This window comes from Pseudomonas sp. FEN, from assembly GCF_904067045.1.
Taxonomy (GTDB): Bacteria; Pseudomonadota; Gammaproteobacteria; order Pseudomonadales; family Pseudomonadaceae; genus Aquipseudomonas.
Window position 1 is genome coordinate 1,012,047 of record NZ_CAJFDC010000036.1, and the last position, 17,881, is coordinate 1,029,927.

At 60.9% G+C, this 17,881-nt stretch carries 11 protein-coding genes; 2 read left to right on the forward strand and 9 right to left on the reverse strand.

Annotation, left to right across the window (positions count from 1 at the left end; genetic code table 11):
* Positions 1-10: 10 nt before the first annotated feature.
* The 9 genes from PFEN_RS28095 to glnE all read right to left on the reverse strand — a co-directional run bounded on the left by PFEN_RS28095 (position 11) and on the right by glnE (position 12,707).
* Entirely contained in the window at positions 11-892 is an 882-nt protein-coding gene (locus PFEN_RS28095) for a glycosyltransferase (protein WP_191489833.1), read from the reverse strand.
* Entirely contained in the window at positions 889-2,040 is a 1,152-nt protein-coding gene (locus tag PFEN_RS28100) for a glycosyltransferase family 4 protein (RefSeq protein WP_191489834.1), read from the reverse strand. Before PFEN_RS28100 ends, PFEN_RS28095 begins: the two co-directional genes overlap by 4 nt.
* Before the next feature lie 133 nt (positions 2,041-2,173).
* The gene (locus tag PFEN_RS28105) at positions 2,174-3,931 is read right to left on the reverse strand and encodes a carbamoyltransferase (protein ID WP_191489835.1); all 1,758 of its coding nucleotides are present in this window, start codon (positions 3,929-3,931) and stop codon (positions 2,174-2,176) included.
* A 179-nt stretch (positions 3,932-4,110) separates the two neighbouring features.
* Positions 4,111-5,565 (reverse strand): lipopolysaccharide kinase InaA family protein, encoded by a 1,455-nt coding sequence (locus tag PFEN_RS28110; RefSeq protein WP_191489836.1) that lies wholly within the window; start codon positions 5,563-5,565, stop codon positions 4,111-4,113.
* Between the two features lie 39 nt (positions 5,566-5,604).
* Positions 5,605-6,411, reverse strand: coding sequence for a lipopolysaccharide core heptose(I) kinase RfaP (rfaP, locus tag PFEN_RS28115; protein WP_191489837.1), 807 nt, complete (start codon positions 6,409-6,411; stop codon positions 5,605-5,607).
* A gap of 5 nt (positions 6,412-6,416) precedes the next feature.
* Positions 6,417-7,532, reverse strand: coding sequence for a glycosyltransferase family 4 protein (locus PFEN_RS28120; RefSeq protein ID WP_191489838.1), 1,116 nt, complete (start codon positions 7,530-7,532; stop codon positions 6,417-6,419).
* On the reverse strand, positions 7,532-8,593 hold the full coding sequence (gene waaC, locus PFEN_RS28125) for a lipopolysaccharide heptosyltransferase I (protein ID WP_191489839.1): 1,062 nt from the start codon (positions 8,591-8,593) through the stop codon (positions 7,532-7,534). The genes PFEN_RS28120 and waaC overlap by 1 nt, the downstream gene beginning before the upstream one ends.
* Positions 8,594-9,628, reverse strand: a complete 1,035-nt coding sequence (gene waaF / locus PFEN_RS28130; protein WP_191489840.1) for a lipopolysaccharide heptosyltransferase II — start codon at positions 9,626-9,628, stop codon at positions 8,594-8,596.
* Positions 9,629-9,770: 142 nt separating this feature from the next.
* Positions 9,771-12,707, reverse strand: a complete 2,937-nt coding sequence (gene glnE / locus PFEN_RS28135) for a bifunctional [glutamate--ammonia ligase]-adenylyl-L-tyrosine phosphorylase/[glutamate--ammonia-ligase] adenylyltransferase (protein ID WP_191489841.1) — start codon at positions 12,705-12,707, stop codon at positions 9,771-9,773.
* Positions 12,708-13,089: 382 nt separating this feature from the next.
* Here glnE and aceE point away from each other — a divergent pair, with 382 nt between their 5' ends.
* The gene (aceE, locus tag PFEN_RS28140; protein ID WP_191489842.1) at positions 13,090-15,735 is read left to right on the forward strand and encodes a pyruvate dehydrogenase (acetyl-transferring), homodimeric type; all 2,646 of its coding nucleotides are present in this window, start codon (positions 13,090-13,092) and stop codon (positions 15,733-15,735) included.
* 11 nt (positions 15,736-15,746) lie between these two features.
* Positions 15,747-17,687 carry a dihydrolipoyllysine-residue acetyltransferase gene (gene aceF, locus PFEN_RS28145; protein ID WP_191489843.1) on the forward strand — a complete coding sequence of 647 codons (1,941 nt, stop codon included), beginning with the start codon at positions 15,747-15,749 and terminating at the stop codon, positions 17,685-17,687.
* The last annotated feature ends 194 nt before the right edge of the window (positions 17,688-17,881 follow it).

Genomic DNA, 17,881 nt, shown 5'->3' on the forward strand with positions numbered 1-17,881 from the left:
GTGTGACCCTCTATCCGTTGTGCCGCGACGAAAAAAACAAACGCACCAAACCACGCAAGGTCTTGCGATCGAAGTATTTGAACGGGAGCTGCTTGAGCAGCTCACGAGCCAGCGTTCGATCTCGACTGGCTGTTTTGACAAACATCGAATTCAGGAATTTGTAACGTGCAATATCGTAGCCGGGATGGTCACTGAACAACGCATAGGTCTTGAGAATGTTCGCAATCATGAACCGGTGGTTTTTGTATGAGTTGGTCGCATGCTGACGGTACTGGGCCATGACCACATTCAGGACATCGATGTAATAACCGGCGTGGGTGATCTTGAGCTCAATGTACAGATCTTCCAGGGGAATATTCGGATCGAAGCCACCCACCTTGTCCAGGGCCTCACGACGCAGCATCAACGTCGGCGCTGGCGGAAACGGCTTGAGCCCCATGAACATTTCGTCGAAGCTCAGACGCCGGAATGGCAGATCACGGCGCTGGCGCTTTTCCGGCATCAGTTCGCCATTGCTGTCAATGAGCTCAATATTACCGGCGCAGATACCCACTTCAGGCTTATCCGCCATATACGCAACCTGCGTGGCGATCCGCTCGGGAAACATGATGTCATCCGAGCCGAAGGATACAATCAAGCTACCTTTGGTTCGGGCAATGGCACCATTCAAGGTACGTGTCAGTCCCTGGTTCTGCTGCGTGCGGAAATCAAAACCATGCTCGGCCTGCAACCGGGCAATGCGCTCGACGCTATCGTCTTTCGAACCATCGTCGACCACCAGCAACTCTATATTCGGGTACGTCTGTCCAAGCACGCTCAGAATGCTCTGCTCGATATAGGGCCCGTGGTTGTAGGAAGCGATGACGACCGAAACCAGCGGCAACTGACTCATGCCCGCCCCACCTCGCGCAGACTGCTTTCAATCAGGTCCAGGTACTTTTGCCGGAACTCCGCCAGGGTGTGATGTTCCTCCAGGTAACGATAGGCCTGCTCACCTTTGGCGCGCAGTTGCTCGTCACTCATCGCCAGATAGGTATCCAGCGCCGCGGCCAGTTGTTCGACATTGCCCGGATCGTGGGACAGGCCACCGGCGCCTTGCACCAGCGGCAACATCGCCGGGACATTGGAAGCAATAACCGGCAAGTGCCCGCTCATCCCCTCCAGCAACGCCAGCCCCAAGCCTTCGGTCAGCGATGGCATGGTCCAGATATCAAACGCCCGCACGTACTTCATGGCGTCTTCGCGAAAACCGAGTAAATGCGCGCGTCCGGTCAGCCCCAAACGCTCGATTTCGGCCCGCAAGTCCGCTTCGGCGCGTCCAGAACCAATGATTGCCACTTGTGCGTTCGGGTACTTGTCCTTGAGCAAGGCAAAAGCCTGGAGCAAATGGTTATGCCCCTTGATCGGCACCAGACGCCCCAGCGCCCCGATTATCCTCGGCTCCGACGCAAGGCCCAATGCCTCGCGAGCCTGATCGCGTGACAACTGCAAAGCCTCGGACTGCTCGATATCGATGGCATTGGTGACATACGTGGTATTTTGCGGTGTGAAGCCACAGTTCAACCCCACCAGATAATCCCTGACTGCTGGCGACACACCGACAAATCGCCAGCTCGGGCTGACCCAACGCTGATGATGACTACGCCGATAGCGACGGTCGTACTCTTCAACAGCATGGACTACCGCAAGGCAGAGCGGGATTTTGAGCCAGCGGTTGAGCGTCAGCATCATGTTCACTGACTTGTAGCGGTTGCAAATCACCACATCGAACTTTTGCTCGCGGCAGTACTTATAGATCTGCCACATGGCCCCCAGGCGACGTATTCCCTTGATGGCCTTATAGGGAAACTCGAAGTACTTGGAGTGCTCCGCCACGCTCAAGGGTTGCCCCGGCTCCCGACGACCGCGGAGAAATGCCGAGGTCACCTCGAAGCGCTCTACCGGCAGCGATTTGACAATCTGCTCACCCAGATCAGCAAAGTCATTTTCCTTTACCCGGTAATCCGGCAGTAGCTGCAAAACCTTGAAACGGGGCTTCATATATTCTCCATGCTGCATTGATATTGGCTCTGCGACCATGAAAATGGCTCAAATGGACTGCCAGTCGTGTCATGGCCAGCCTTACAAACAACAGAGCCCCAGCAGCCGAAAAATCACAACCAGGCCAACGCCCTCAACCCAGCGAGTCATAGGCCTGCGCCCCGTCCTTGACCACCAGAATGTCCTCCATGATCAGGTACTGCAGGTCCGAGCCGAAGAACATGTTCAGGGCATCGGTAGGCGAGCAGATCATCGGTTCGCCACGACGGTTCAGCGAGGTATTCAGCGACACACCATTGCCGGTCAGTACCTCCAGCGCCTTCATCATGTCGTAGTAGCGCGGGTTGTATTCGCGCTTGAGCACCTGGGCCCGCGAGGTGCCATCTTCATGAACGACTTCCGGCACGCGGCTCTTCCACTCTTCAGCCACTTCGAAGGTGAAGGTCATGAATGGCGCCGGGTGATCGACCTTGATCATCTGCGGTGCGACGGTATCGAGCATCGATGGGCAGAAAGGCCTCCAGCGCTCGCGGAACTTGATCTGGTGGTTGATCCGATCCGCCACGCCGGCGACGCTCGGGCAACCGATGATCGAGCGACCGCCCAAGGCCCGCGGACCGAACTCCATGCGCCCCTGGAACCAGGCCACCGGATTACCCTCGACCATGATCTTGGCGATCTGCTCCGGCATATTCTCGAGCTTGCGCCACTTCGGTGCGTTCTCGTGACGGGCGCAGGCGGCGATCACATCTTCGTTGCTGTAGGACGGGCCGAGATAGACATGTTCCATCTTCTCCACCGGCACACCACGAGCATGCGACACATAGGCCGCTGCACCCACCGCCGTACCGGCATCACCGGAAGCCGGTTGCACGAACAGCTCCTTGACGTCGTCACGGGCAATGATCTTCTGGTTCAGCTTGACGTTCAGCGCACAACCGCCAGCAAATGCCAGCTTGCCGGTTTCCTTGAGAATATCGCCCAGATAGTAATCAATCATCTGCAGCGAGATTTTCTCGAACAGTGCCTGCATGCTGGCGGCGTAGTGAATGTAGGGCTCGTCGGCAATATCACCTTCGCGCTTGGGGCCCAACCATTCGATCAGTTTCGGCGTAAAGAAGAAGCCCTTGCCCTTTTCCTTGTAGCGACGCAGCCCCACGACATTGGCGTAGTCGGTGTTGATCACCAGTTCGCCATTTTCGAACGAAGCCAGGCGCGAGAAGTCGTACTTGCTGGCATCGCCATAAGGGGCCATGCCCATCACCTTGAATTCGCCGTCGAGCATTTCAAAGCCGAGGAACTCGGTAATAGCACCGTACAGGCCGCCCAGGGAGTCCGGATCGACGAACTCCTTGATCTTGTGGATCTTGCCGTTTTCGCCGTAGCCAAAAAAGGTCGTGGCATACTCGCCCTTGCCATCGATACCGAGGATCGCGGTCTTCTCTTTGAAGCCGGAACAGTGGTAAGCGCTGGAGGCGTGGGCCAGGTGGTGCTCGACCGGCTCGATCTTGATTTTCTTCGGATCGAAACCCAGTTGCTCCAGGCACCAGACGATCTTGTTGCGATAGCGCTTGTAACGCCGATTACCCATCAGGATCGCGTCAAGGGCGCGATCCGGGGCGTACCAGTAACGCTTGGCGTAGTGCCAGCGAGCCTTGCCGAACAGACTGATGGGGGCGAACGGAATCGCCACCACATCAACGTCGGACGGTTTGATACCAGCCTGCTCCAGACAGAATTTCGCCGACTCGTAGGGCATGCGGTTCTTTGCATGCTTATCGCGCACGAAACGCTCTTCTTCGGCCGCCGCAATCAGCTTGCCGTCGATGTACAGGGCTGCGGAAGGATCATGACTAAGGGCGCCGGACAGGCCGAGAATCGTCAATGCCACAGGGGTCTAGCCTCTCAAAGTCTACGTACAGGCGAAAGGCGCCTGAAAAAATGTGTGCCGCCAAGGGAGTGGCAAACAACTAAAGCGCGGGATTATAGCAAGGAATATCAAAGGAGGAGCTGACACAGGGCAGACAATCAATCTCATTTCGCCGGCCCTTTTCCTCCGCCGAGGCCCCCTCAATCCTGGCCGGGGGAGGATGACCTGGGCAAGCGCTGATCGATCACCCGATACAACGCGCTGCTTGTCGGCCAATTACGCATGAAACGCGCCCGATCGCGGGCATAGGCCTTGGCGAAGCTGTGCGCCGACGAATGCTGGCGCATCGAGTCCAGGTCGATCAGCACCCACCGGTCATCCTGCCAGAACAGGTTATGCCCCTTGAAATCACCGTGACTGATGCGCTCACGAATCAGCTCGGCAAACAAATGCTCCAAGGCCTTGAGCTCGGCCAGCGGCACCTCGCCCGACTCCACGTACGGCGCAAAGCGCTCAAGCACATCCGACCCGGCCAGATGCTCGGTGATCAGATAGGCCCGGCTGCGCAGCCAGAAAAACCGCCGCTCCAGCACGGCAAGCGGCTTGGGCGTGGCGATACCGAGGAATGCCAGGCGATTACCCTCGCGCCAGGAATGCCAAGCCCGGGTTGGCCGCCAGAAGCGCTTGAGCCAATGACTGAAACCCTTGATGTTGTAGCGCTTGAGCACCAGTGGGCGACCGCCGACATCGACCCGTCCTACCGTTGCCGTACCACCGTTCTTGTACAAAGGCCCCTGTGCGAGCAGCGCATCGGCTTGCTCCAGCACCGGTCCCAGCGCGGCCTCTTCTTCGCGCCGAATCGCCCGCAGGCCAAAGGGGCCGCGACGGACACTGAACAGCGAACACTCGCGCGCAACCTTGCGCAGAAAGTCCTTCAAGCGCCAGCTACGCACCTTGTCCACCTGTTTGAGCAAGGCCTCCAGCGGTAACGCATGTTCGCCATTGCTCAGCAAGTAATGCACCAACAGCTCCTCGATAAAGGGCTCGAGGGCCTTGGGCAACTGGGCGAAAAACACCCCGAGGTTTTCCAGCACTTTCTGCCGCGACAAAGGTTTGCCCGCCTGTTCGACGCGGATCCCAGCACCATCGATCAAATACAGCTTGCCGTCATGCAGCAGCAGATTGTCCAGGTGCAAGTCTTCCTGCCACAGGCCCTTGCTGTGCATCTGTGCGATCGCCGTCAGCGCCTTGGCCAACACCTGTTGCTGTTCATCAGCCAGCAGTGGCAGCGATTCGACCTTGCGCCAGGCACTCGCCAGGCTCTCGGCGCCGTCGAGAAACTCGAACAGCAACCAGCCACCCTCGCCTTGTTGCAGGCCGTCGACCAACAACAGCGGCGTGCTCAGGCCCTGTTCGGCCAACAGTCGAACGCCCTGCAATTCACGCTGGAAGTGCCTCGCCGCCTTGCGCCCCACCAACAATTTGGCGAGCACCGTACGCCCACGCCAGACCCCGGCACCGACATAGCGCCGACCAGGCAGCACGCGCAACAGACTCAGCAACTGCAGTTGCGCGCTGCCGGCGGCATCCTCCAACTCCAGCCCCAGGGGTAATGCCGGAGCACGTCCGGCCGTTTTCAATTCAGACAGATGCATCAACGACTTCCCTCCACAAACCACTCAGGCACAGCGACATCAAAGCGCATCGCCATAGCGCTGTTTGCGCCGGTAGAGTTTTTCCGCCTTGCGCTCCAACCAGGCCAACAGCCCTGCCTCATCACGCAGAATCTGGCGCAGCGGCCGCAGGAAGTACCCCCTCAGGAAGCGCAGTTTGTCGCGCCGGGTCAAACCGATATCCAGCGCCGAGAAATAGAGTCCCGCCAAATCCTTGTTGCGCCAGCGCAACGGGATGGCCGCACGGGTCTGGGCACGGTGCAGGTCGATGAGCGAAATCTTCAGGTCCTCGGCCGTTACCGGCTTGTCGGTATGCAGCAGGAAGTGGCAGATATAACAGTCACGATGATTGACCCCGGCGCGGTGCATCATGCCGGTCATACGCGCCACCTCGGCAATCAGCGCACGCTTGAGCCGCGGCTCTGGTGGCTGCTTGACCCAATCCATGCAGAAGAATTCGAGGCTGATGGTCGGCGCCAACTCTTCAGTGATGATGAACGAATGCTGATCCGCCGGATTGTTGCCACGCTCGCCGTAGGCCACGGCGGTCATGGTGGGCACCCCGGCCTCTTGCAGGCGCTGGATCGCCTGCCACTCCTGCCCCGCGCCCAGGACCGGCAGCTTGGCGGTCAGCAGGTTCTTGAAGATCTCGCTCCAGCCGACGCCACGGTGGATTTTCACAAAATAACCACGGCCGGCAACCTCCGTGCGCAAGGTGCGTCGCACTGCCATTTCACGGTAGACCACGCCTTCCAAGCGTTCGACCTCTGCGAACGCATCGCGTCCGCCCCACAAGTGTTTGAACGGCTCAGCCAGGATCAGCTTCATCGGTATTACTCCGCCAGGATCTTATCCGCCGCACGCTGCGGCAGGCTGTAGAGGTCAGTCGTCTCGGCAAAGGCCAGGCCATGCCGGCTCCACGCCAGGCGTGCGGCCTGATCGGACAACATCCGTTCCAGATATTGATTGAGCTGGGCTTGTTCGAAAGGCTCATCCAGCACCAGGCCGCAGTCGGCTTCGGCGATGTAATGGGCATAACCGCAGACGGCGCTGACCAGCGCCGGCAATCCGGCCACCAAGGCTTCAACCAGAACCATACCGGCATTTTCGTCGTAGGCCGGGTGAATCAGCAGGTCGGCGCCTAGCAGGAAACGCGGGATATCGCTGCGCCCCTTGAGAAACTGCACGTGTTCGCCCAATCCCAGAGCAGCGCTCTGCGCCTGGAAAACCTTGGCGTTGTCCTGACCGATGACAAAGAACCGGGTGCGTTTTTTCAAGGCATCCGGCAACGCGGCCAGGGCCTTGAGGCTTCGATCGACGCCTTTTTTCTTGAACCCGGAACCGATCTGCACCACCAGCAGATCATCGTCCGCCAGCTTGAACTCACGGCGAAACTCGGCACGGATCTCGGCGGCGTTGGCCGGTGCCCGGCGATCCAGGGCAATTCCCGGCGGCAGCATGTGCAGGCGTTCCAGCGGTGTATCGTAATATTTGATGAACAGTCGCTGCTCGGCTTCGGAGATCATCAGGATTTCAGTCTTCGCCCCCCTGGCGAACACCGCCCGCTCATACTCGGCGAAATGACGATAGCGAGCCCAGAGGCGATACAATGAACCGTGCAGATTCTGCGCCTTGTCTTCAAAGCAGCTGTCGGCGGCGTAATAGACATCCAGGTCGGGCATCTTGTTGAAACCGACCAGCCGGTCCACCGGATCCCTGGCCAGATCGGCTTTTACCCAAGCACTGAACTTTGCATAGCGCCGATGATTGAACAACGCCTTGACCGGCACCACCCGCACGTCGAAGCCCGGCGGGATATCGCCGTCCCAGCGCAGGGTGTAGACACGAATCCGATGCCCGCGCCGCTGGCACTCCAAGGCGATACGCATGAAGTCACGCTGCAAGCCGCCAAAGGAAAAGTATTTGTACAGAACTAAAGCCAGTTGCATCAGTGCGATTCCTCAGCCATTAACAGTGCGCTCAGTCGGCTTGCCACACGCTCGGGATTCAGCCGTGTGAAGCACAGAGGCCACTCGCGGTTCAGATCGAAGCGCTGCTGGTCCTCCGCTGTCGGAACGTAGGTGCATTTCTTTTGAAGACAGGGTGCGCAGGGAAAGTTGCTCGCCAGATGGATCTGCGATCGACCGTAGGCACCGGTCAGGATCGGGTTGGTCGGACCAAACAGCGACAGGGTCGGCACATCCAGCGCGGCGGCCAAGTGACCGAGGCCGGTATCGACCGCCACGCAGGCGGTGGCGTTGACCAGCACCTTTGCGACGCCGGCCAGGTTCAGCTTGGGCAGGACCAATACATGTTTCAAATTACGCGCGATACGCTCGGAGCGGGCCTTTTCCTCGGCATTGCCCCACGGCAGCTTCACCTGCACGCCCAAGGGACCCAGGCGCACGGCCAGTTCGCGCCAGTAGGCTTCCGGCCAGTGTTTGGTGTCCCAGGTGGTGCCGTGCAAAAACAGCACGACGGGCGCCTTGCGTGGCAATTCGAGCAGTTTGTCGACATCCAGGCCGTAGTCGCCCAAACCCTTGGGCAAGTCATAACCCAGCGCCAGAGCAAACAATTGACGCGTGCGCTCGACCGCGTGCTGCCCCCGCGCCACCGCCAGGCGCCGCGAATAAAACCGGCTGGCCAGGGGTTCGCGAGCCGACTGTTTGTCCAGCCCGGCCACCGGTGCCTTGACATAACGGGTCAGCAAGGCGCTTTTCACCAGGCCCTGGGCATCAATCACCAGATCGTACCGGTTGGCGCGCAGGCTCTGCTTGAAGCGCTGCCATTCGCCACTCTTGATCGTCTGCCAGAGATTATTGCGCCAACGCCGGATCGCCATCGGAATCACCTTGTCGACCGCCGGGTGCCAGCCCGGAATCTCGGCGAACCCCTCCTCGACCACCCAGTCGAAACGGATGCCGGGAATCGCCCGCGCGGCATCGGTGAGCGCCGGCAAGGCATGGATCACATCACCCAGGGAAGAGGTCTTGACCAGCAATACGCGCAATTAATGAACCTCGACCGCGGTGCCGTGCAAACGCTGCAAGGCCTCGTTCACCGGGGTCGGCTCGAGCTGACGCAGGCAGTTGTAATGACCGAAGCGGCAGGTCCGATCGAAGCAGGGGCTGCACTCCAACCCCAGCCGGACGATTTCCACCTGGTCCGCCAACGGCGGGGTGAAACCCGGTGAAGTCGAGCCATAGACCGCCACCAGCGGACGGTTCAACGCAGCGGCGACATGCATCAGCCCCGAGTCGTTGGACACCACCGCATCGGCGCAGGACAGCAGATCGATGGCCTCGGCCAGGGACGTGGCACCACTGAGGTTCACCGCCTCTTCCCGCAGTCCCGGGATCAGGCGCTGACGAATATCTTCGCCAACCGCATGATCGTTCTTCGAGCCGAACAGCCAGACCTGCCAGCCTTCACGAATCCGCGCCTCGGCGACTTTCGCGTAATGCTCCGACGGCCAGCGCTTGGACTCGCCGAACTCAGCTCCCGGGCACAACGCCAGCAACGGGCGATCCAGGCTCAGCTCAAACTTGGCCAGCGCGGCAGCGCGGCTGGCGGGGTCGATCCGTAGACTCGGACGCGGATAGGGTGTCGGCAGGCTTGCCCCCGGCTCGTAGGCCAGGGCCATGAAACGCTCGATCATCAGCGGATAACGTTCTTTATCCAGCTTGCGCACATCATTGAGCAAGCCATAGCGAAACTCGCCACGCCAGCCGGTGCGCTGCCGCACACCGGCGAAAAACGGCACCAGCGCCGACTTCAGCGAGTTGGGCAGCAGAATCGCCTGGTCATATTGACCGACCAGGGACTTGCCGATACGCCGCCGCGTGGCCAGCTCCAGGGCACCATGGCCGAGCGGAAAACTCAAGGCGGCCCTGACCTCGGGCATGCGCTCGAGGATCGGGCGGCTCCACTCCGGGGCCAGCACGTCGATCTCGCACTGCGGATGACGCTGCTTCAGACACTGGAACAGTGTCTGAGCCATCACCATGTCACCGACCCAACTGGGCCCAACGATCAGAATATTCATAGGCTTCCACAAACGATGCGGGGAGGCATTAGCCTCCCCGCCTCCAAAGTATCACGCTGTGCTTGTAGGAGTGAGCTTGCTCGCGATAGCGCCCGGGAGGTCGACGCAAGGCTCAACGGCCTCATCGCGAGCAAGCCCGCTCCTACAGCCCCAGCTCGGTCCATATCCGCATGACAGCCCGGCGTTCGACCACGAACTGATCACCAGCGATCACCCCCGCTTCTTTCTGCAACGCCTGGCGGTGGGCGGCGGAGCGATAGGCCTTGTAGGCCTCGCGCAGCAGGTTGGCATCCGCGGCGGGAATCAGGCCGACCTGCTCCAGCCCTTCGAGAATGCGGATATTATCGGTATAACGGAGTAACGCCGGGTGCGCTTTCGACCAGGCCAATGTCGCGTATTGCACCATAAATTCAATATCGACGATACCACCGGCGTCCTGCTTGATATCGAACGGTGCCGTGGCCTCGAAGGCATTGGCCGCCGTGCCCGCCGCGGTGGCCTTGCTCCCCAGGTTGTCGCGCATCTTGGCGCGCATCTCGCTGACTTCCTGGCGCAAGGTCGGCAAATCCCGTTCACGCCCCAGCACCGCCGCCCGCACCTTCTCGAACTCCGCGCCCAGCGCCTGGCAGCCCACCAGCACCCGCGCGCGGATCAGCGCCTGATGCTCCCAGGTCCAGGCTTCGTTCTGCTGGTAGCGTTCGAAAGCGCCCAGGGAACTGACCAGCAGGCCCGAAGCACCGGACGGCCGCAGGCGCATATCCACCTCATAGAGCTGGCCAGAGTTGGTCTGGGTGGTCAACAGATGAATGATCCGTTGCCCCAAACGGGTGAAGAACTGCGCGGTATCGATAGGTTTGGCGCCGTCGGTCTCGGCATTCGGGTCGCCATCATGGATGAATACCAGGTCCAGGTCCGAACCGTGGCCCAGCTCGATCCCGCCGACCTTGCCGTAACCGACAATAATAAAGCCGGGATCGCACAAGCTGCCGTCGACACGTCGCGGCGAACCATGCCGGGCCACGGTCTGGCGCCAAGCCAGGGCCAGTACCTGCTCGAGGATTGCTTCGGCGAGCCAGGTGAGGTAGTCGCTGACCTTCATCAGCGGCAGGCTGCCGGAGATTTCCGAGGCGGCGACCCGCAGGCGATGGGCCAACTTGAAGTGACGCAAGGCTTCCATCTGCTGTTCGAGGTCATCTTCCGGGATTCGCGTCAGACGCTCACGCAGCTCCGCGGCCAATTCCGGCGCCAGCGGCGGCTTGAACAGCCGACCTTCGTTGAGCAGTTCGTCGAGCAGCATCGGGAACCGGGTGATCTGTTCGGCAATCCACGGGCTGGCGGCACACAAGGTCAGCAAGCGGCGCAACGCACCGGGATTTTCCGTGAGCAGCACCAGGTACGCCGAACGCCGGGCCACGGCTTCCACCAGGGGCAACACGCGCTCCAGCACCAAATCCGGATCGGCATGCTCCACCGCCTGGGCCAGCAGGCGCGGAATAAAGGCATCGAGCCGCTCCCGGCTGAGACGCTGCATGGCCCGCAGCTGCGCACTGGAACGCAGCGCCGCGAGTTGTTTCAACGCGCTGGCGGCATCCTTGAACCCGCCCTCCTGCAACTGTCGGCAGGCGGCGTCCTCATCCTGGGACGCCTCCCACAGCGGCAACCATTCGCCGCCCACCATCACTTCGCTCTCGGCGCCGTCCTCTTCGTCCGGGTCGGCAATCACCTGGCGGAAATGCCAGTCGACCCGCCCACGCCAGTGCATCAATTGCTCATGAAACGCCGGCCAACTGTCGAAGCCCATCATGAAGGCAATGCGCGCCCGGTCCTTTTCGTCATCAGGCAGCATCTGGGTCTGGCGGTCGGCAATCGCCTGGATCGCATGCTCGGTGTAACGCAGGAACTCGTAACCGCTACGCAGCTCGCCGATCACCGCCGCGGGCAGGTAACCCTGGCCTTCCAGGGTTCTCAGCACCTTCAACAACGAGCGTTGCTGCAGGCTCAGGTCACGCCCGCCGTGAATCAACTGGAAGGCCTGGGCAATGAACTCGACCTCGCGAATGCCGCCGGAGCCCAGCTTGATATTCTCGGCCATGCCCTTGCGCCGGACTTCCTGCTGGATCAGTTGCTTCATGGTGCGCAGCGCTTCGATGGCCGAAAAGTCCAGGTAACGCCGATAGACGAAGGGCCGCAGCATCTCCAGCAACTGCGCGCCGGCCACCTGGTCGCCAGCCACCACCCGCGCCTTGATCATGGCGTAGCGTTCCCAGTCGCGCCCCTGGTCCTGGTAATACTGCTCCAACGCGTTGAAGCTCAGTACCAGCGCACCGGCCGAACCATAGGGCCGCAAGCGCATGTCGACGCGGAACACGAAACCGTCAACGGTGATCGGGTCCAGGGCCTTGATCAGCCGCTGCCCCAGGCGGATGAAAAACTCCTGGTTATCCAGCGCACGCTTGACCCCGACCGTCTCGCCACCTTCCGGGTAGGCAAAGATCAAGTCGATGTCGGAGGACAGGTTCAACTCCATGGCACCGAGCTTCCCCATGCCGAGGACCACCATCTGTTGTGGCTCGCCGCTGCGCCGTCCGGTGGGCGTGCCGAACTGCTGGCAGTGACGCAGGTACAACCATTGACAGGCTTGGTCGATGCAGGCATCGGCCAGGTCCGAAAGATCGCGACAGGTCTGCACCAGGTCCGCCTGGCGGGTCAGGTCGCGCCAGATGATCCGCACCTGCTGGCGCGTGCGCTGGCGCCGCAAAGCCCGGCCCAGCTCATCCTCGTTATCGACCTGTTGCAACGCCGCCGCGATCTGCCCGCCCATCTCCCCTGGCGCAAAGCCGCGATCCAGCTCGCCACACCGCGCCAGCTCCAGCAACATCAAAGGGTCACGAACCGATTGTTCAATAAAGAAGTCACTGGCCGCGCTGACCCGGGCGAACTGCGCCCAGCGTTGCGCGGTCCATTGGGCCAGCCCGTGATCATCATCCAGGGCCGCGACGACACTACGAAACGACTGCTCGGCACGACTGGCGGCAGGCAGGAGAATGGCCGGCAGATCGGCCAACGGTGGAAGGCTCATGGTCTATCCTTGGTGATCGAACAATCAGCCGCAGCCTGTGATAGCGAGAAACACGCCGCAAAAAGGACTGTCGAACAAAAGTTAGAAATAGCTGATAATGTTTATTTTTTGGCAGCCACCTTCAAAAAGGTGAACACTTTTATTAATTTCCAACCAACAATATCGATTACGCTCACAACATGACAGGAAGATTTCGCTCATCGATCTGTAGTTTTACTACTCGTATATACATTCAAAAGGCTGAAATGGCCGACGATTTGTAGTAAAACTACAGAACCCCGGAACAACCTCCGGACATCCAAGAATTTATGTCGTCTGCCCACAAGGCCAGTCGCAAACTCAGGCAACCGATTCTGGAAGCCTTTCCGCCCTGGAGCAAGCCATGCAAGACCTCGATCCCGTCGAAACCCAGGAATGGCTGGACGCCCTGGAATCGGTTCTCGACAAAGAAGGCGAAGACCGTGCTCACTACCTGATGACCCGTATGGGCGAACTCGCGACCCGCAGCGGCTCGCAACTGCCCTACGCCATCACCACACCGTACCGCAACACGATTCCCGTCACCCACGAAGCACGCATGCCTGGCGACCTGTTCATGGAACGCCGCATTCGCTCGCTGGTGCGCTGGAACGCGATGGCCATGGTAATGCGCACGAACTTGAAAGATTCTGACCTGGGCGGTCATATCTCCAGCTTCGCCTCCAGCGCCACCCTGTATGACATCGGCTTCAACTACTTCTTCCAGGCCCCGACCGACGAACATGGCGGCGACCTGATCTACTTCCAGGGCCACACCTCGCCAGGCGTTTACGCCCGCGCGTTCATGGAAGGTCGCATCAGCGAAGAGCAAATGAACAACTTCCGCCAGGAAGTCGACGGTCAGGGCCTGTCGTCCTACCCGCACCCTTGGCTGATGCCTGATTTCTGGCAGTTCCCGACCGTGTCCATGGGTCTGGGCCCGATCCAGGCGATCTACCAGGCACGCTTCATGAAGTACCTGGAAGCCCGTGGCTTCATCCCGGCCGGCAAGCAAAAAGTCTGGTGCTTCCTCGGCGACGGCGAGTGCGACGAGCCGGAATCCCTCGGCGCGATCTCCCTGGCTGGCCGCGAGAAGCTGGACAACCTGATCTTCGTCATCAACTGCAACCTGCAGCGCCTCGATGGCCCGGTTCGCGGCAACGGCAAGATCATCCAGGAACTCGAAGGCGTGTTCCGCGGCGCCCAGTGGAACGTCACCAAAGTCATCTGGGGACGTTTCTGGGACCCACTGCTGGCCAAGGACGTCGACGGCATCCTGCAACGTCGCATGGACGAAGTCATCGACGGCGAGTACCAGAACTACAAGGCCAAAGACGGCGCGTTCGTGCGTGAACACTTCTTCAACTCGCCTGAACTCAAGGCAATGGTTGCCGACCTGTCCGACGACGAGATCTGGAAACTCAACCGTGGCGGCCACGACCCGTACAAGGTCTACGCGGCGTACCACGAAGCGGTCAACCACAAGGAACAACCGACCGTCATCCTGGCCAAGACCATCAAGGGTTATGGCACCGGTGCCGGCGAAGCGAAAAACACCGCGCACAACACCAAGAAGGTCGATGTCGGGAGCCTGAAGCTGTTCCGCGACCGCTTCGACATTCCGGTCAAGGACGAGGAGCTGGAGAACCTGCCGTTCTTCAAGCCGGAAGCCAACAGCGCCGAAGCCCGTTACCTCAGCGAGCGTCGCGCCGCACTGGGCGGTTTCGTGCCACAGCGCCGCGCCCAGAGCGTCAAGGTTCCAACCCCGCCACTCGACACCCTCAAGGCGATCCTGGACGGCTCGGGCGACCGTGAAATCTCCACCACCATGGCCTTCGTGCGGATCCTCGCGCAATTGGTCAAGGACAAGGACATCGGCCCGCGCATCGTTCCGATCATCCCGGACGAAGCCCGCACCTTCGGCATGGAAGGCATGTTCCGCCAATTGGGCATCTACTCCTCCGTCGGCCAGCTCTACGAGCCAGTCGATAAAGACCAGGTAATGTTCTACAAGGAAGACAAGAAGGGCCAGATCCTCGAGGAAGGCATCAACGAAGCGGGCGCCATGAGCTCCTTCATCGCCGCCGGTACTTCGTACTCCAGCCATAACCAGCCGATGCTGCCGTTCTACATCTTCTACTCGATGTTCGGCTTCCAGCGGATCGGCGACCTCGCCTGGGCCGCTGGCGACAGCCGGACCCGTGGTTTCCTGATCGGCGGCACCGCCGGCCGGACCACGCTGAACGGTGAAGGCCTGCAACACGAAGACGGTCACAGCCACATCCTGGCCGGTACCATCCCGAACTGCCGCACCTTCGATCCAACCTACGGCTATGAGCTGGCGGTGATCATCCAGGACGGCATGAAGAAGATGACCGAAGAACAACAGGACGTCTTCTACTACATCACCGTGATGAACGAGTCCTACCAGCAGCCCGCCATGCCGGCCGGTGTTGAAGAAGGCATCATCAAGGGCATGTACCTGCTCGAGGAAGACACCCGGGAAGCGGCCCACCACGTGCAACTGATGGGCTCCGGCACCATCCTGCGCGAAGTGCGTGAAGCGGCGAAGATCCTGCGCGAGCAGTTCAACGTCGGCGCCGACGTCTGGAGCGTCACCAGCTTCAACGAATTGCGTCGCAACGGCCTGGCCGTGGAGCGCAGCAACCGCCTGCACCCTGGCCAGAAGCCAAAGCTGAGCTACGTCGAAGAATGCCTCAACGGCCGCAAAGGTCCGGTGATCGCCTCCACCGACTACATGAAGTTGTTTGCCGAACAGATTCGCCAGTGGGTCCCGTCCAAGGAATTCAAAGTCCTGGGCACTGATGGTTTCGGCCGCAGTGACAGCCGCAAGAAGCTGCGTCACTTCTTCGAAGTCGACCGTCATTTCGTGGTGTTGGCAGCCCTGGAAGCCTTGGCTGACCGTGGTGATATCGAACCTAAAGTGGTGGCTGAAGCCATCGCCAAGTTCGGGATCAACCCGGAAAAACGCAACCCACTGGACTGCTGAGGAGACACCCTGTGAGCGAACTCATTCGCGTACCTGACATCGGCAGCGGTGAAGGTGAAGTAATCGAACTGTTTGTGAAGGTCGGTGATCGCATCGAAGCCGACCAGAGCATCCTGACGCTGGAATCGGACAAGGCGAGCATGGAAGTGCCCGCGCCGAAAGCCGGCATCGTCAAGAGCCTGAAAGTGAAATTGGGCGACCGCCTGAAAGAGGGCGACGAACTGCTGGAGCTGGAAGTCGAAGGCGCCGCCGCGGCGGCTCCCGCAGCGGCACCAGCGCCCGTGGCCCAGGCCGCCGCAGCCGTTGCCGCACCAGCTGCCGCGCCCGTCGCCGCCTCGACCCAGCAAGTGCACGTGCCGGACATCGGCTCCTCGGGCAAGGCCCAGATCATCGAGATCTCGGTCAAGGTCGGCGACAGTATCGAAGCTGATCAATCCCTGATCACCCTCGAATCCGACAAGGCCAGCATGGAAATCCCATCGCCGGCCGCCGGCGTCGTGGAAAGCATCAACGTCAAGCTCAACGACGAAGTCGGTACTGGCGACCTGATCCTGGTCCTGAAGGTCACCGGCACCGCGTCGGCGGCGACTCCAGCTCCAGCCCAGGCCGCCGCTCCTGCCGCCGCTCCAGCGCCAGCCGCCGCACCGGCCGCGCCAGTCGCCGACAGCGTCCAGGATATCCACGTGCCGGATATCGGTTCGGCGGGCAAGGCCAAGATCATCGAAGTCTCGGTCAAGGCCGGTGACACCGTCGAGGTCGATCAATCGCTGATCACCCTCGAATCCGACAAGGCCAGCATGGAAATCCCATCGCCGGCCGCCGGGGTGGTGGAAAGCGTTTCGATCAAGCTCGACGACGAAGTCGGTACCGGTGATCTGATCCTCAAGCTGAAGGTCAAGGGCGCCGCCGCGCCAGCCGCCGCGGCTCCAGCTCCGGCAGCAGCTCCGGCAACTCCGGCCAGAACTGAAGCGGCGCCTGCTGCCGCACCGACACAAGCGGCTGCGCCAGCCGCCGTACCGGTCAATTCGGGCGCCAAGGTTCACGCCGGCCCGGCGGTACGCCAACTGGCCCGCGAGTTCGGCGTCGAGTTGAACGCAGTCAGCCCAAGCGGTCCTCACGGTCGCATCCTCAAGGAAGACGTGCAGGCTTACGTCAAGAGCATGATGCAGAAGGCCAAGGAAGCACCGGCCGCTGCGGCCGGCGCAACCGGCGGGGCCGGCATCCCGCCGATCCCGGTGGTGGATTTCAGCCGCTTCGGTGAAATCGAAGAAGTGCCGATGACCCGCCTGATGCAGGCTGGCGCCGCCAACCTGCACCGCAGCTGGCTGAACGTGCCGCACGTGACCCAATTCGACTCGGCGGATATCACCGAGCTGGAAGCATTCCGCGTGGCCCAGAAAGCCGTGGCCGAGAAGGCCGGCGTCAAGCTGACCATCCTGCCACTGCTGCTCAAGACCTGCGCCCACCTGCTCAAGGAACTGCCGGACTTCAACAGCTCGCTGGCGCCAAGCGGCAAGGCGATCATTCGCAAGAAGTACGTCAACATCGGCTTCGCCGTCGATACCCCGGATGGCCTGCTGGTACCGGTGATCAAGAACGTCGACCAGAAGAGCCTGCTGCAACTCGCCGCAGAAGGCGCTTCCCTGGCGGAAAAAGCCCGGACCAAGAAGCTCTCCGCCGACGACATGCAGGGTGCCTGCTTCACCATCTCCAGCCTCGGCCACATTGGCGGCACCGGCTTCACGCCGATCGTCAACGCGCCGGAAGTAGCGATCCTCGGGGTTTCCAAGGCCACTATCCAGCCCGTCTGGGACGGTAAGGCCTTCCAGCCCAAGCTGATGCTGCCGCTGTCGCTGTCCTACGATCACCGCGTGATCAACGGCGCGGCCGCCGCGCGCTTCACCAAGCGCCTGAGCGACCTGCTGGCGGATATCCGCACCATCCTGCTGTAACAGCAAACCCGGTCTCCTCCCTGGAGGAGATCGGGCCCGCGCATCGATTTCCGAGCGCCACGCTCGTACCTCAACCCCGCCACTTGGCGGGGCTTTTTTTGCCTGGTTCCCGGGTGATGCCATAACCGACTCGGCCGACAGCATGACCACCGCGAAATAGACGTCTGGCAAAGCCCGCTCGCTGAAGAAATTCC